At 47.0% G+C, this 17941-nt stretch carries 8 protein-coding genes; 3 read left to right on the forward strand and 5 right to left on the reverse strand.

What is annotated here, in order from left to right:
* The first annotated feature begins 642 nt into the window (after positions 1 to 642).
* A complete protein-coding gene (locus NIASO_RS08945) occupies positions 643 to 2295 on the forward strand; it encodes a GLPGLI family protein (protein WP_245605248.1) in 1653 nt (550 codons plus the stop codon).
* 484 nt (positions 2296 to 2779) lie between these two features.
* On the opposite strand, the gene hutG is transcribed toward NIASO_RS08945, so the two are convergent.
* The 4 genes from hutG to hutH all read right to left on the reverse strand — a co-directional run bounded on the left by hutG (position 2780) and on the right by hutH (position 8937).
* The gene (gene hutG, locus NIASO_RS08950; RefSeq protein ID WP_008584215.1) at positions 2780 to 3763 is read right to left on the reverse strand and encodes a formimidoylglutamase; all 984 of its coding nucleotides are present in this window, start codon (positions 3761 to 3763) and stop codon (positions 2780 to 2782) included.
* 73 nt (positions 3764 to 3836) lie between these two features.
* On the reverse strand, positions 3837 to 5855 hold the full coding sequence (locus NIASO_RS08955; protein ID WP_008584214.1) for a urocanate hydratase: 2019 nt from the start codon (positions 5853 to 5855) through the stop codon (positions 3837 to 3839).
* Between the two features lie 268 nt (positions 5856 to 6123).
* Entirely contained in the window at positions 6124 to 7362 is a 1239-nt protein-coding gene (hutI, locus tag NIASO_RS08960) for an imidazolonepropionase (RefSeq protein WP_025298834.1), read from the reverse strand.
* A complete protein-coding gene (hutH, locus tag NIASO_RS08965) occupies positions 7363 to 8937 on the reverse strand; it encodes a histidine ammonia-lyase (RefSeq protein ID WP_025298835.1) in 1575 nt (524 codons plus the stop codon).
* Between the two features lie 95 nt (positions 8938 to 9032).
* On the opposite strand from hutH, the gene NIASO_RS08970 reads away from it, so the two are divergent.
* A complete protein-coding gene (locus tag NIASO_RS08970) occupies positions 9033 to 9950 on the forward strand; it encodes a LysR substrate-binding domain-containing protein (RefSeq protein ID WP_008584209.1) in 918 nt (305 codons plus the stop codon).
* Here the strand turns inward: NIASO_RS08970 and NIASO_RS08975 are convergent.
* Positions 9906 to 12698 (reverse strand): TolB family protein, encoded by a 2793-nt coding sequence (locus tag NIASO_RS08975; RefSeq protein ID WP_008584208.1) that lies wholly within the window; start codon positions 12696 to 12698, stop codon positions 9906 to 9908. The genes NIASO_RS08970 and NIASO_RS08975 overlap by 45 nt on opposite strands.
* 235 nt (positions 12699 to 12933) lie before the next feature.
* Here NIASO_RS08975 and NIASO_RS08980 point away from each other — a divergent pair, with 235 nt between their 5' ends.
* Positions 12934 to 17811, forward strand: a complete 4878-nt coding sequence (locus NIASO_RS08980; protein ID WP_052356655.1) for a translocation/assembly module TamB domain-containing protein — start codon at positions 12934 to 12936, stop codon at positions 17809 to 17811.
* Positions 17812 to 17941: the final 130 nt, after the last annotated feature.

Consider the following 17941-nt stretch of genomic DNA (forward strand, 5'->3'; position numbering starts at 1 on the left):
AAACACGCGGCGCTTACAGCGCCTGAGTCGCCTTCCTTAGCTTGACGCACATGCGATGGCTATTGGGATTCCGGGAATGATCAATTGAAAAGAAGCTGTCGCTGCGTAAAAAATAGGCGCCCCCGAACCGTCTGTCTATTGTAGATTCCATTGCGTTATGGAATCGCCCGGATAAAGAGCTCTCCGATGAAAATGAAAAGATAAACCACAAGAAATCTTTCTTAGAAGGTCGTTCGCAAGACAGCAAAAGGGAAAATCAAGCGGAATAGCGATTTTGACGCCGCAAGGCGATTCCCGAAGCACAAAAACTGTGGGAAGGCGTCATAATCAAGCCTGTAGCGCAGAGTTTTCCGTTCCTGCCGGACTCGTATAAGCCTGATCCGATTTGCGGTAATTAGGCAGGATTTGCTTTTTTGAGAACAAGTCCCGAAAGCTTTCGGGATTGCTCACTTTTTTATTCCCGATTTATCGGGAAAAAAAGTGAGAGAAAAAACAAACGCATTTTACGGCAAGTAGTGTTCCTCGAAATTGCTTGCTTCCTTTGTATTTATTGCACATTTTTAGCCTTGATAGAGCATAACGCATCAGCCTTTATCTTTACACAAGAAAATCCTGAAACGTATGCTAAAAAAAATACTGTTTATGATCCTGCTCCTTCAGGCTTTTGGAGCAAACGCCCAGTTAAACCTCGATAACAATGAAGTGTATAAGATTACGTACAGTTCCAGTTTTAACGGAAAAACCCGGGAGCATCAAAATAAAACATGGGTGTTCGCAGGCGCTACCCAAACCCTGATAACCAACGAAAAAGATTTCACAAAAAAATCACCGTACCCTTTTGAGGTATCCGTTGCAGATCATAAAAAAAACGAGCTGGAACTACTGGCATTCCTGGGTGCGCAAAACGTTATTTCAACAACAGACACTTCCTTGCGCAACCAGCAATTTGAGTTCAGCAATGAAACAAAAACGATCCTGGGGTATACCTGTAAAAAAGCCAAAGCCATTGTAAGATCCAACACGATGGAATTGTGGTATACGGATCAGCTCCCGGTGAAGGGAGCCCCCTCCGCCCTGGGACAAAACCTCGGCCTGGTGCTGGAAATGACCCGGAACGGGAACAGCAGCATTACTGCAGAAAAAATAGAAAAGCAAAAACTGCAATTGCCGTCCTTTGTGAAGACCCCGGCGCACCAAACAGACTTGTTGAGCTATCGCGATGCAATTTGGAAAAGCCGGTTTACCACCATCCCTTTGTTTACCCATCAGGTCATCAACTTTTCGGACACCACTAAATCCACTGGCGACATTATGCGCTTTGCCAGCGGAACGATTGTGGTAAAAAAAATAAAAATGCCGGTGATCGACAGCGGCAGCAGCGCCTTTCTTGATGTTACAGAACAATCCAACGGCGATGCTTACGATCGTACGGGAACAGTATTTTTGATCCCTGTAGATAAAAAGCAATCTTTTTTAGATGGACTGAAAAACGGCGTTAATACCTTACCTATTTACACCAATGGAAATGGGAAAAAATATCAGGGAGTGATTGCAACCCCCGATTATAATCCGCTTATTGAGTTGATGCGTTTCTTCACGCCCTTTGGCATCAAGCAATTCAATCAAAATGCAATAAAAGGAAAACAATGGCAGGAGGCCGCTCCCTACCGGCAGGATATTACTGATTTTATTCCGCTACTCAGCAATAAGGAGGTGTACATCGGTGTTTTCATCGGTAATTATGATAAAGGCGGGCATAAGATCACGGCAAATATAACGGTGCATCATGACGGCCCCGCACAATTGCGACCGCACATTGTTCCGCTGTTCAACACCTTAAATGCAATGGAAATGGCCGGACAGGAATATGCAACGATGTTTGATACGGATAAAGGCATTACGGTTCAATTTACTTTAGCCAATCCTTTAAAGAACGTACACCTGCGCTATGTTACCACTGGTCATGGAGGCTGGGGAGGTGGCGATGAATTTGTCCCCAGGCTTAATACCATTTTAATGGACGGGAAGATTGTTTTCAGTATGATCCCCTGGCGCCAGGATTGTGGCACCTACCGGTTATACAATCCCGCATCGGGCAATTTCAATAACGGGCTTTCCTCCTCTGACCTCAGCCGTTCCAACTGGTGCCCCGGCACGGTTACCAACCCGTTCTTAATTGAACTGGGCGATCTCGCCGCAGGCGAGCACACCCTACAGGTAAAGATCCCGCAGGGGAAGCCGGAGGGTACCAGTTTTAGTTCCTGGAATGTGTCGGGTGTGTTGCTTGCAGATTAATTACACTTGAATCCCCAAGCCAAAACCTGTGAGGCTTTATAATAAACCGGTATCCATTTTATTAAAATACTTGTGATGCTGATTGACTAATGGAGTATCGCTGCAGGATCAACTTATAGGCCGAGCCGATGGCTCTCTATTTTTAGTTGCGCGCTTTTAACAAGAAACTAAAGTTCCTTGTTAACCCATTAAACCGAGGCTACGCCTCTTCAACGTTCACTGTCTGGAGGTTTCAACTAGTTTAATCATATGCTCAATGTGACAGAAAGCCAGAGGCTTGCGTTCTTCAGGTAACTTCGGAATTTATTCCGAAGTAATGAGCCAAATATAGGAGATTGAGTGCCATCGGCACGATCCATTTCGAAAGCAACGCCAGGCCTGCTATTGCTCTTAGCTAACGAGCGCTCCGCCTGCTTTGATCACAATGAAGGAGAATCCATAAGTCCATTATGATAATTTTGATACCGGTTCATTATTATAAACCTCACAGGTCAGTTTCAAGCAGCGCATCAAACAGGATAGCCGCAGCAAGCTTTGCTGTCCGATCGTCCTGATCATACAACGGGTTTAGTTCAGCAATATCAAGAGATACTAGTTTACCCGATCGGCAGATTCTGCGCAGCATTGTGAAAAAAGGAGGACCGATTGCAACCCCGTTAAAGGCGGGAGCGCTTACACCCGGCGCTGCGGCGGCGGTAAATACATCCAGGTCTATGGTGAGATAAACCTGATCTACGGAGTCTAAAAATCGCTGCAGTTCGGATAAGACAGAAGGCAGATTCGCTTCAGTCAGGGAAAAGGCTTCAATATAATTAACGTTGAAAGCATCGGCTGTATCAAATAATTTTTGGGCATTGCTGATCCGCTGAATACCAATAGGCAGGTAGCGCAATGATTGCTCCTTCTTTTTCAGATCCATTGCTATCTGGTAAAACCCGGTACCTGAATTACCTTGGTTATTACCGGGTTCCCTGAGATCAAAATGTGCATCAAAATTGACTACTCCAATTTGTGTAGTTGCAGCACTACTATTTTGTATCCCTTTAAAATGACCATAGGTTACTTCATGCCCACCACCGAGTACAACAGGAAAGCCACCGTTCCTGATTACAGATCCAACGGCCGCTGCCAATTGATCTTGTGCGGCTTCAAGATTGCCTTCCAGACAAAGCACGTCGCCAGCATCAAAGATTTTTATACCGGTGGCATGATGAACAGGCAGATTCTTTAATACAGCACGGAGCTGCTGCGGTCCCCCGGCCGCCCCTATTCGCCCGTTATTCCGCCGGACGCCTTCATCGCAGGGAAACCCGATCAGCACAAATGTTTTTTTCAAATCCGGCAATTTCTCCTTCAGGTCCAGGAATTGCACCACTTCTCCCCAGCGCTGATGCGAAGTTGCTGTTCCGTCCTTTTTTCCTTCCCATACCGCGGGAGCTATGGGCTGATATTCATTTTTCGATAGCATTTTCAGACTATTAAATGTGATCTAATAAATCTCCTAAACCCGTTGCCACAAATGCACGAATAATTTTTCGCATTTATTCTATTTCTGTTATTATAGCATCATCCACGAGATGCGCTTGAGTTACTCTTAACCCAGGCGTACGTTGCAATTCCCGGTTAAGTGCCTGCAGGGCCTCTTTGTTCCGCGCCCATGCCCGGCGTGCGATCCCATTATTCACATCATAAAATAACATATTGGCCAGTTTCTGTTCTGCATCGGTGCTGCCATCCAGCACCAGTCCAAAACCACCATTGATCACTTCGCCCCAGCCCACACCACCACCGTTATGAATAGAGACCCAGGTGGCGCCCCGGAAGCTGTCGCCGATAACATTATGCACCGCCATATCTGCAGTGAACCGGCTGCCGTCGTAAATATTGCTTGTCTCCCGCCAGGGCGAATCCGTACCGCTGACATCATGATGATCACGGCCAATCACTACCGGGCTCGTCAGCCGGCCTTCCCGCACCGCATCATTAAATTGCTTGGCGATCCTTATCCGTCCTTCCGCGTCTGCATAAAGAATACGGGCCATGGAACCCACTACCAGCTTGTTTTTCGCCGCTTCCCTTATCCAATGAATATTGTCGCTTAGTTGTTGCTGAATTTCATCAGGTGCAGTGCGCCTCATTTCACTCAACACTTCCAGCGCCATCGCATCGGTCCGGTAAAGGTCCGCTTCCAACCCGGAAGTGCATACCCATCGGAACGGGCCAAATCCATAGTCGAAGCAGATCGGGCCTAAAATATCCTGTACGTAGGAGGGATAAATAAAATCGGTTTTATTTGCTGCAAACACAGCGGCCCCGGCGCGCCCGGCCTCCAATAAAAACGCATTTCCATAATCAAAGAAATAAGTACCCAAAGCCGTATGCCGGTTGATGGCATTCACGTGTCGCACCAATGATTCTTTTACTTTTTGTTTAAATTGTTCCGGATCGGCAGCAAGCATTTTGTTGGCTGTATCAAATGAGATGCCCGCCGGGTAATACCCGCCTGACCAGGGATTATGCAGAGAGGTTTGGTCGCTTCCTACCGTTACAAATATCTTTTCCTCGTAAAAACGCTCCCATACATCCACTACATTTCCTATATAAGCAAGCGATACTATTTCTTTTTGTTCTATAGCTTTTTTTGTACGCGCGCATAACTGGTCCAACTCCGCAATTAATTCATCCACCCATCCCTGCTGTTGTCTTTTTTTTGCAGCCAGCGGGTTTATTTCTGCACAAACCGTTATACATTTTGTAATAGTGCCCGCCTTAGGCTGGGCGCCGCTCATACCGCCCAACCCCGAGGTTAAAAACACTTTCGCTTCGGGCGTTTCGCCGGTTTTTAACTTTTTCCGGAAGGCGTTCATCAAGGTAATAGTGGTTCCATGCACAATACCCTGGGGCCCTATATACATATAAGAGCCCGCGGTCATTTGCCCGTACTGCGTTACGCCTAACGCATTATAACGCTCCCAATCATCGGGTCTGGAATAATTAGGAATCATCATGCCATTGGTGACTACCACCCGCGGCGCAGCAGTTGATGAAGGGAACAATCCCATTGGGTGACCACTATACATATGCAATGTTTGTTCTTCCGTCATCGTTGCCAGGTATTGCATTGTTAAGCGGTACTGCGCCCAGTTTTGAAACACGGCACCATTGCCACCATAGGTGATCAATTCCTGCGGATGCTGTGCTATAGCGGCATCCAGATTGTTCTGGATCATCAACATAATAGCAGCCGCCTGCCGGGTCTTTGCCGGGTAGGCGTCAACCGGCCTTGCATAAATTTTATGATCCGGCATAAAACGGTACATGTAGATCCGGCCGTAGGTATGCAACTCCTCCATAAATTCCTGTGCCAATACCTTATGCCAGGTTTCGGGAAAATAACGCAGGGCATTGCGGACCGCCAACTGCCGCTCTTCTTTGTTTAATACCGCTTTTCGTACAGGAGCATGACTAAGACCGGAATCCGGTGCTTTTTTTGCAGGCAATACATCCGGTATGCCCTGTAGTATTTCTTCCTGGAATGTCATATTGATCGAATTAATCATTAAAGTTGTTTAAACGTTTTACGGAAGCAAAGCTGTGTCTGGGTTTCCCGCCGATTTTAGACAGATTCAATACCTCGCAGATATCCGTAGATTGATTTTCTGCGCAAATCAGCGCAAAAAAATCGGCGCAGATTTGCGGGAAATACCACTGCTTTATTTTTGGCCCGGCTTAATGCTACTATGAACGCCTGTTGCGTCGCACTCTTCGGCGTTCTGTCCGTTACTCAGCAATATTCGTTCGCAAATCAAATACCGTGTTCTTATGAATCTATATTCGTTCCCCGTTTTTCCATACTTCTGAGGGTTGCAAACGTCCCTGCTGATAAGTAATTTCTTTATAACAATCCGTTTCATACACGGCAAAATCAGCCCGGTAACCCGGCGCCAGCAGCCCTCTGTCGTTGAGCTTTAAGCCTGCCGCCGCCCGAAAGGTGATGGCCGCCAGCACTTCCGCATTCGTCAATTTTTCAATCGATGCCAGAACAGCCGCCTGCAACACCAGGCTTCCCATGGGTGCAGAACCGGGATTCCAGTCGGTAGCAATAGCAAGCGCACAACCGGCATCTAATAGTTTACGTGCCGGTGCAAAGGCGCAACCAAGTCCCATTGATGCGCCGGGCAATGCCGTTGCAATTACATTCGATTTTGCCAACCGGTCAATTTCCCGTTGCGTTGCCGCCTCCAGGTGGTCGGCGCTCAGCGCATTTAATCTCACTGCAACCTCACTTCCCGAAGGCGTAAACTGATCGGCATGCACGGTAATATCAAATCCCATCTTCCGCGCCTGTTGCAAATAAGGGATTGCCAGCTCCGCAGAAAAAGCGCCTTGCTCAATAAACACATCTACACGTGTTGTCAATTGTTCTTGTTGTATAACAGGGAACAAATCTGTTACGACCTGCTCCAGATAGGTTTCAGGACTACCATCAAAATCGTTCGGTACCACATGTGCCGCCAGGCAGGTAGCCACCAGGTCTGCCTTTGTCAGCAGCGCCGCGTCCTGTATTGCCTGCAAGAGCTTCAGCTCATCGGCAACCGTTAGCCCATAACCGCTCTTGACCTCAATGGTTGTAATACCTTGCTCCAACAGGTGTTGTGCATGTTCCGCTGTTATTGCCGCCAGTTGCAGACGCGATAAGGCTCTTGTATCTTTAACAGTGCTCCAGATGCCACCGCCCTTTCGGGCGATCTCCTGGTAAGAGCTTCCCGCATTTCGTAAGGCAAAATCATTCGCCCGGGATCCACCAAACGCAATATGCGTATGCATATCAACAAAACCGGGCAACACTACACCGGGTACCGCCGGTTGCTGTACCAGAACTTCTTTTTTTTTTGCCAGTGATTCAAAAGCGCCAACCGCTTCAATATGACCGCCGTTTAAAAGAATGCCGCCATTGGCTATAATGGGTAACTGCTCGTCTTTTAAAGGACCTTTTAATGGCAGCCCTTCCATAGTAACGATCTCTTTAAAAGGACCCAGCAGCGTGTATGGTTGTTTTCTTTTCATTTAAAAAGAATCAAAAAGGGTCGCCAGATCGGTAACATAGGGAATGGCCTCCTTAGCCGCCACTTCTTTAGCAGCATCAATTAATGCGCCGGAGCGCACCAGGTCCAGAGCTTCTTCAATATAGCCGGTCATTACCTGGTCTGTTTCAATATGGGGGACCTTCGTGCGCATCCTCTCATGCACTTTTTCGATAATGCGGGTGGGTTTCAGGGGTGCATGAAAATCTAATGCCTGCGCCGCACAGATCAGCTCAATGCTCTGAATCCTTTCTATATTCCCCAGCACCTGTAACAGTTTTCTTCCGCTGATGGAGCCCATGCTCACATGATCTTCCTGGCCCAAAGAGGTAGGTATACTGTCGGCGCTGGCCGGAAAACACAGGGACTTATTCTCGCTTACCAGGGCCGCGGTGGTATATTGCAACATCATAAATCCCGAATTAAGTCCCACCGATTTGAGCAATAATTTGGGAACGCCCGGCGTATCTCCTTCTAAAGAAAGATACACACGGCGGTCTGCTATATTGCCTATTTCAGCAGCAGCCAGGCATGCATAGTCCAGCGCCATGGCCAGCGGTTGTCCGTGAAAATTTCCACCGCTGATCGTTAGCGATTCATCGATCAGTAAAGGGTTATCTGTAACCGAATTGATCTCTGTTTCCACCAGCTCTTTTAAATGCAGCCAGGCGGTTCGGGAAGCACCATGCACCTGCGGCACACAGCGTAATGAATAGGGGTCCTGCACACGGGAGCAATTGGCATGAGAGGCCACAATTGCCGACCCGTTTAACAGGTTGTAAATAACCGATGCTACAAACCGGTTGCCCTTAAAAGGCCGCAGCGCATGAAGTTCCGGGTAAAAGGGTTTACTGGAAGCGCTCAATCCTTCCAGCATCAGCACGGCATTCAGATCTGCCTGCATCAATATTTTATAAAACCGGGCTACACCCATCACTGCATGGGCTGCAATAAACTGCGTTCCGTTGATCAGCGCCAATCCTTCTTTAGCCCCCAACTGCAACGGAGATACCTTTAACTCCCGCAGTACCTCGGCCGCCGGCTGAATGGTATCCTTATAGTGTACATACCCAAAACCAATAAGGGGAAGGAATAAATGAGCCAAAGGGGCAAGATCGCCCGAAGCGCCTACCGATCCCTGCTCCGGCACAACGGGAATAACATCCGCCTCGATATGCCAGATGATGCGATCGATCGTTTCCTCCCGGATCCCTGAAAATCCTTTTGCCAGCGCATGTACCTTCAGCACCAGCATCAGCCTGGACAATGCTTTACTGATGGGGCCGCCTACGCCAACGGCATGACTCTTTAAAATATTTTCCTGTAATGACCGGGTATCTTCTTTATTGATCAGCGTAGTGCATAAAGGGCCAAAACCCGTGTTTATTCCGTAAACGACGGTGCCCGATGCCACGATAGCCTCTACAAGCCGCGCACCGTTGCGCACTTGTTGCCGCCCCGCTGCTGATAAAACACCCTTCACTGTTCCTTTTGTTATATCCAATGCAAGGGACGCTTTCAGATGATCTTCTCCGTATTTAAAAATGGGTTCACTCATAATATTGTAAGCACGCGGCCCTACTCTTTTATTTGTCAAAATTAACGCAGCCGGTTAATAATTAATAATACTAATTTTATCAATAATTAATAACTATGAGTTATCAAATAGAATTAAGGCATTTACATTATTTCAGCGTATTGGCCGAAGAGCTGCATTATCGCAAAGCAGCCGAGCGTCTTTATATTTCGCAACCCGGACTAACCCGGCAGATAAAGCAAATGGAAGCGCTATACGGAACTGATTTATTTGTGCGCGGAAAACGATTCGTACAACTGACCGCCGCGGGAAAATTCCTGCAAACGGAGGTCCTCATCTTATTGAATCAATTAGATAATATACAACTGCAGTTAAAACAGATCGGCGAAGGAAAAAGGGCCGAGTTAAAGATCGGGTTTATCGGCTCTGCCGCACAAACGGTGATTCCTGATGTCCTGTTTCAATTAAATAAGCGATACCCCGATATTGCCATTAGTTTGAACGAGCTCCCCAATGAAACCCAGCTTGAATACCTGCAGGAAAATAAGCTCGATTTTGGGTTGGTGCGCTCACATATTGCTCCTGCGGGGCTTACATTAAAGAAAATTACAGAAGAGCCTTTTTCGCTGGTAGTGCCCAAAAATCATCGCATCCAGTTGCGCAATTTCAAATCAATAAAACAATTTGAACAGGAGCACTTCATTCTATTTGCCCGGGACTACAGCACGGAATATTACCAGTTGGTAATGAGTATTTTCAGCGACAGTGGTTTTACACCGCAGGTGCATCATAAAACGGTAAATGCGCTTACTATTTTCAAGCTGGTAGAAAAAGGGATGGGCATTGCTATTGTTCCTTCCTCACTGTGCCAGGGCTATTCCATTCCCGTGAATTTTATACCACTGACCCGGATCCCGCAACGCAGCCAGTTATCTTTGGTATGGAACGCAAAGAACCGGAACCCCGGTGTAAAAGCACTATTGGAAACCCTATTTCGGAATAAGGCTTACCGGCAAAATAAACTCATAAAATAATCGGGGACCATCAGGCACCACCAGGTCCTGCGTCAGACGCTCCCCTATACGGAATCCAAAAGTTAGCGGGTATTGGTTCCACCATTGCGTGTCCACATATATTTCCGCCCCGGCGCTTTGCAAGTTTTTATATGGGGCCGATCGATTTTCTTTGATCACCGAATAATCGAAGAATGCAGCGCCCCGCACCCGCTGCAGGTACAGGATGTTCCCAAATCCCCAATCGGGATATAACAAGGGCAGGTGATAGTTGAAAGTAGCCGTACCAGCCCGTACCGCGCTCACTGCATTAAAGCCGCGTGCAAAATTGAGCTGGTTGCTAAACAGTTGGTATTTTGCTGAAGACTCCTGTTCGGTAACGGACAGAACAAAACTATGTGTGGGCAATAATCCAGGCAGGTAACCTGTGGCTTTTGCCAACAGTTGCCGGCTGATCCATTGGTTCAACGCATACCGGTATTGTCCCTTAATACCCAAACCCCATTTGGGGAAAATATCCATCCGGGATTGCTGCACCTGCGCTCCAAAACCCAGGCTGTGCGTCAGGTAGCCGAAATGAATACCAGGTTGCGTTGTGATCTGATCAAAATCATGCTGATAACCAAGATTGGTTCCGGCATTCAGATATTTGTACAAACGCCCGTCTATCCAGCTTAGCGGAACAGAAAACGACAGGTAATTATCCCATTGGTTCCATCTCCGAAGCCTTTGGCTGATCATCACTTCCCTGTTGAAACTATACTGAGAGCCTATTCCTATATAAGGATATAATCCGCCGTAGGTAATGCTGCCGCCTACCGTGCTGCTTTTGTCATTTTGGTTATAGATATAATACAGGTTGGTTTGAGTGGTGTTCAATATGTTATTTCCATAAACAGTAAAACTGTATTCAGGATCGATATAATTGGGGCGCCAGCTATGCAAATTTACCGGCCGGGTTAACTGTGCATATTTTTTTGAGGGCCTGGGTGCTACAGCAATATTTAAAGGGCTTTCCGCATGAGGTAAAGAATCACTCACAAATCCTGAAGCAGCCTGCACAAAAGCGTTCGGGTCCTGGTTGGTCCAGCGGCTGTCGTTTTCATTTTGCTGCCGCAACCGGTAGCCTTCGTCTGTAAAGCTGCTCCAATGAAGCCGTTCCCTGGAAGCATTGATAAAATAAGCGCCCAACTCCTTGTTCTCCAACTTTTTTATTTGATGCGACTGAAGATCGACTGAAAAGATAGCGTCCTGTAACCCCATGGAGCCGATGAAATACACTTTATGATCAAACAGGCTGATTTGCCCTACCGGGCGATGGGTTGGCGGGGTAAGCGGGGTTATTTTTTTTGTACGGAAATGGATCAGCCCAATATACGAATCGCCATTCTGTTGCCGGACGGCTGCAATTACCTCATACCGGCTTTTGATTTTAGGGTTGGCAAAATAATCGATACCCGCCATGGCAAATTTATCAAGGATGTTACCCGTAGCTGCATCCAGCAGTACTAAAGAAGAGTGGCCTTTTAAATCAACGCTGTTCGCCGCCAGCAATTTTCCGTCAACTGAAATATCGGGAGAAAAATAACGGGTACGGGTAGTGACCTTCCGCTGTGTTCCCGACCGTAAATCTATCAGCCTTAATGAGCTATAGGTTTTCCAGGACCAGCGGGGGTCTGCTTCCAGCGCAGCATACACAATCTTTCCATTCGAGTAACTGAATTGCGTTTCATTACTTATGTCCCGGTAGCGCACCAGGTGCTCGCCCATGCGGTCCCGGATGTAAAATGCCGGTCTTTGTTTTACGGTAGCTTTTAAATACAACAGCGCCCCGTCATCCATTTGCTGGGGATAATAATAGTTCGCAAGCCCCTCTTCACCGTTCGTGGGTTTAGCCGCGGGGGGGACGGGCCTTGTTTCAATGCCATAGATCTTTTTATAATAATCAAACGCATCGTCAATAAACCGGCGGTAGCTTAAGCCGGTATGATGCAGGATGGCTTTTTGCATAGGATAAAACAATCCCTTAAAAGCGGCAGCTTCAGCGGTTACCTTTCCCCAGAAACCGGCCCCATACTTTGCGTAGCCGTAGTTTACAAGCAAATAACCCAGGTAGTAGTGGTTCGGCACATAATCCTTAAAGGAGCCATTGCGCAATTTCATCCATTTGTAATTTTTGCCCGCTGCCCAAAGCGTGGGGTAACTATTTACAAAAGACGGAAGCCGGCCCCTGCCCTGCGCAGACAGAAAGGTTTCCTGGAAAACGGCATCGCCTTCAAAAAACCAGTTCGGCACAGCAGCATTTACAGCCAGGGAGTAGCCGTCCTGCCCAAAAACTTCGTGCAGCAGCCTGCTTGCCCCCCGGTTAAAATTATTATACTGCTCTACATGCCGGTATTCATGCAGCGCCAACTGATCTGCCCAATGCAGGGTTCCCTGGTCAAAATTATCAGCCGGCGGCGTCAGGTAAAACTCGCTGCGGAACGGACCTAAACCCACATAACCATTAGAGCCGACCGGCTGATTTTGCAGCACTATATTAATTTTTTTAACGCTGCTGCCCAGCGGATGGTAATTTTTGCCGGCAATTGTACTTACGATAGCCGCCACCCGGTTTGCAGTGGTATCCAATCCCTTTGGGTAAATAACACGCACGGTGTCAGAATCTATTTGCCGCCAGTGCAAAGAAGGCGGATTCCCCCCAAACTGCTGGGCGTTTGCCAATTGTGCCATTAATAACAATGCCATCCAATACAAAAGCTTCCTCATGGTCCTGTTTTTCGTACCGATTGCATTTCGGCGCTGATACGCAACTGTTGCAACACTTCTATAGGGTCGTTTTTATTAAAAGTATAAAATTCCGGCCAGATGCCGTGCAAATTTGCCTGTCCCCTGTTAATAAATTACTTTTACCAATAAAAAACTTCTCTATCACCTGAAGAAATTACGGAAGATATTATTGAGCACATTGGGGGCAATCCTGGGCCTTATCATTTTGCTTTGGATGGCAATACAGCTTCCGGGCGTACAAAACTGGCTGATAGGCAAGGTCACCAGCCGGTTATCAAAAGAGCTTCAAACCAAAATAGCGATCCGTCATGTGGATTTTTCGCTGTTTAATAAAATGCACCTGGAAGAGGTATTGGTGCTCGACCGGCAGCAGGATACCATATTAAGCGCGGGCGCCATAACGGTGAATATTACTGACTGGTTCTTTGTACGAAAAAACATCGAGCTGAAATATATTGGCATGAAAGACGCCTATATTCAGTTGCAGCGATCCGATTCCGTTTGGCGCTACCAGTTCCTCCTGGATTACTTCAGTACTCCGGCCAGTAAGAAGCCCAAACAGCAAAACAGCGTCAATATCGCGTTCCGTAAGGTGGACCTGCAAAATATCCTGTTCAGGCAGAAGGATGGCTGGAAGGGGCAGGATATGACGATTTCGCTGGCTTCACTGAGGGTGGATCCCCGGAATATCGATTTTGCTAAAAAGCTGATCAGCATCAATACGCTTACGGTTAACCAGCCTTACTTTGCGCTTCGTGATTACAACGGCAACCGGCCTGAACCCAGCGACAGCGCTAAAACCGCGACCGCACCGGCATCGGCTAAACACCCGGGAGAACTAGAGTGGAACAGCGGCAAATGGGAAATTACCGCCACCCATGTGGTACTGAATAATGGCACTTTTAAAACGGATAATGCAACGCCCGTTGATACCGCCGACACGCATACGTTTGACGGAAGACATATCGAATTTGCAAAGATTAATGCTGATTTCAAAAATGTACGCTGGTGGATGGACACGATCACCACCCATCTTACCTTAAGCACCCGGGAGAAAAGCGGTTTTGAAGTCAAAAGCCTGTCGGCCAAAGCCAAGGTAACACCCAAGGAAATGACTTTTAATGAGCTGGACCTGCGCACCAATGACAGCCACCTGACCGACTACTACAGTATGAAGTTTGCCAGCTTCTCCAGTATGAACGATTATATCACCAATGTAAAAATGGAGGCCCATTTTGTAAAAGCCGATATCAATAGCGACGACATTGCCTATTTTGCACCGGCCATGCGCAGTTGGAAGAAAAAGATCGTTTTAAGCGGCAATGTAAAAGGGCCCGTGGCGTCGCTGTTGGCAAAGAACCTGGAGATCCAGGCTGGAAATAATACTTCTTTTTCGGGTGATGCTTCTTTAACAGGATTACCTGATATCAATGAAACGTTTATCGATATTAAAGCCACCAGCTTTAAGACGACCTATGCAGATGCGTTGGCTTTTGCCCCGGCGCTGAAACAGGTTGATGTTCCCAATCTCTCGAAACTTCAATACCTCTCATTCGTAGGCAACTATGCCGGGTTTATCAGGGATTTTGTAACCTTCGGCACCCTTACCACTGCACTGGGAACGCTTAAAACGGATGTGAACATGAAGATCCCCCGCGGGGGCAATCCCATCTACTCCGGGACCGTTTCCACTAATGACTTTAACCTGGCTCCTTTTTTAAACGAGAATAACCTGGGACATGTCAGTTTTAAAGCCACGCTTAAAGGAGCAGGCTTTGATCCTTCAAGCGGCGCTATTGCCCTTAATGCGAACATCCGATACATCGACTACAACCAATATCGTTATAACAACATAGATGCTGATGGCGAGCTGAATAAAAGAGTATTTGACGGCAAGTTAAAAATTAAGGACCCGAATGCGGACCTGGACCTGAACGGGTTGATTGACTTCAGCAGGGCTGATCCTTTATTTAATTTTATTTCCGATATCCGGAAGATCGATTTTAAAGCGCTGCATTTGTTGCAGGACGAGTTGTTGTTAGCCGGCAAGATCAATGCCCATTTTACGGGTAAAACGATCGATAATTTTTTAGGGAGCGCTACTATAACCGACGCCAGCCTGGTACGGAATCATTCGCCGCTTTCATTTGACTCCCTGGCTATTAATTCGACCCTGGAAGGCGACAAAAAAAGATTAACGCTGGCCTCCAATGAATTTTCTGCATCTCTTTTTGGCCGGTTCAATATCAGGGACCTGCCCAATTCCGTCATTAGTTTTTTAAACAGGTATTACCCCGCTTATATCAAGCCGCCTACAAAACAGGTAAAAGAACAGGAGTTTTCTTTCGAGATCAAAACTCAGAATTTCGACAGTTTTACCCCGATCATTGACAGCAGCTTAAACGGATTCAACAATGCGACCATCACCGGGAGCATTAATACCTATACGAACAGTTTAAGTCTGGATGCAGAAGTGCCATTCTTTAGTTATGACCGCTTCAAATTCAATGATGTTACTATTTCCGGAAGGGGAAATTATGACAGCATTGCGCTTTCTGGCCGCACCACCAATATTGGCGTTGGGGATAGCCTGGATATTCCGCTCGCTTTATTTAATATCACTGCGCGGAATGATGTATCAAGAGTAATGATCTATTCCGGCGGAACCGGTGCGGTTGATCAGGCCCGGTTAAATGCCATAGTAAGCACTTATAGCAACGGTGTAAAAATAGACTTTGCCCCTTCCTCCTTCGTGTTGAATGGCAAAACGTGGAATATTGAAAAGAACGGTGAACTGGAGTTCAGGAAGAACGTGCCCGCGCACGGGCAATTGGTGTTGCAGGAAGGCAACCAGGAGATACGCATCCGGACGCTGCCCTCCGATATCGGCAGTTGGAATGATGTTGCCATAACACTGAAAGACATTAACCTGGGTGATATTTCCAAATACATTCTTCCCCACAACCGCCTGGAGGGCCTGGCTTCCGGAGACTTTCTTTTAGAAAATCCCGGGAAGAATATGAAGATCACCTCTGATAATTTTACCGGCAGGACTATTCAGTTTGACGAGGATTCGGTGGGAGATCTTTCCGCAAAAGTGCTTTTTGATCTTCCGTCAAAAGAACTGCAGATTAATGGCAGCACGCTGAACCCACAAAAAAAGGACCTAGCCTTTGACGTTCATTTATTTTTAAAAGATGAAGCCAGCCAGGCAAATAATATTATTTCCCTGGGTGCCGATAATTTCAATTTAAAATACCTCGACCGCTTCCTGGGCTCCCTGTTTACGGATATTACGGGCGAAGTAACCGGGAAGTTTGAGCTGAAGGGCCCCCTGGATCAATTGTATGTTGTGGGAAAAGGCCGCTTGCATCATGCCGGGCTGAGGGTAAACTTCAGCCAGTGCTTTTATGCGATTGAAGACAACGATATCGAATTAAAACAAAACGAGATCAACCTGGACGGGATCGTACTCACGGACACGATCACCAAAAACCCGGTGTATCTTATGGGCACCATAACGCATAATGCCTTTAAAAATATGTTTTTTGACCTGAACGTTTCTACCCGTAAACCCGGCACCACCGGCGCAAGGAACAACAAACCCGTGCAGGTGCTGAACACGACGTATAGCGACAATAAGGTTTTCTATGGGAATGTGAAAGCCACCGGCTCCTTTGCACTGGTGGGCCCTGAAAACAACCTGTATATGAAGATAGATGCCATCGCCTCCCGCCAGGACGAGAGCGCCTTTACAATCGCCTCATCCAGCAGCAAGGCCGACCAGATGCCGGATTGGCTTGTAGAACGCAAATACGGGGAGGCCATGACAGACAGTATTTACAATAAAAAGCAGAATAATATCATTTATGATCTTGATGTGACCGCGAATCCCAAAGTGCAAATGAAATTTGTGATGGACAACCTTACCGGTGATGAAATAAAAGGCAGAGGTTCGGGCAAACTGAATATTCATTCCGGCACCTCAGAGCCGCTGGCCATCAGGGGGCGCTTTGATATTGACGAAGGAAGCTATAACTACACCTTTCAGTCCTTCTTTAAAAAGCCCTTTGAAATAAAGAAAGGCGGAGAAAACTATATCGCCTGGAACGGGGACCCTTTAGATGCGAATATCAATATCGAGGCACAATATAAAGCGGAGCGCGTAAGCTTCTCCCCGCTGGCCAAATTCCAATCGGACTTAACCTATGCTAATACCCGTGAGAATGTGTACGTAATTGCACAACTGAGCAACAAATTGTTCAAACCCAATTTTAAATTCCAACTGGAGCTGGATCCCAACAGTAAATACAAAAATGATTTCAATGTAGTAAATGCGCTGCAACAAATTGAAAGCAGTGAAACAGAAGTAACCCGCCAGGTAACCTATCTTATTGTATTCAACAGTTTCGCTCCGCCGGAAACAGGCTCCAATTTTGGCAGCACGGTTAATGAGTTTACGTACAATACCATTTCCAGTTTATCCGGTTTATTCTTCAACGAGATCAATAAAAAACTCAACAACGAGCTCACCAAGATCCTGGGCGCCAATGTAAGCGTGGTGTTCAGCGGATCGGTGTACAACCGGAACATCCTCAACGCCCCCACCAGCAATTTCGACATTAACCAGGCCAATGTGAACGGGGCTATTTTGGTGCCGATATTTAAAGACCGGTTTGTAATTTCCGTCGGAAGTTCGATGGAAGTGCCCCTGGCTTCCACCATTCAGCAGTCGGTTCAATTTCTGCCGGATGTAACCGGCGAATGGTTATTGAACGCCAGCGGAAGTATCCGTCTTAATTTATTTTACAGGGAGAACCTCGATTACCTGACCGCCTCCAACTCCGGCGCCGGGAAATTAAAACGTTCAGGGGTGGGCATTTCATTCAGAAAGGAATTTGACAATCTTAGCGAGGCCTTCCGGAGTGCCAGAAAACGTGGCGCCCGCGAAACACCGCTGCAAAAACAGGACAGCATAGCGCCTAAAAGGGATCTCCCGGCGCCCGACAGTTTGCAAAAACGTATAGAACCGGTTACTCCCGACGATAAAAAGAAACCGTTGTCCGCTTCGCCGAGAGAAAAGGTGGATTAATACACGTTCGGCGAAACTAAGCGCACAACCTTCGCATCTGGGTTTAAACAGTCAGGTGCTATCTCCGTTTGAAATCTGATGTATGACAGCACAGGAAACGTTTTTATAATAAACCGGTATCCATTTTATT

Source organism: Niabella soli DSM 19437, assembly GCF_000243115.2.
Classification (GTDB): domain Bacteria; phylum Bacteroidota; class Bacteroidia; order Chitinophagales; family Chitinophagaceae; genus Niabella; species Niabella soli.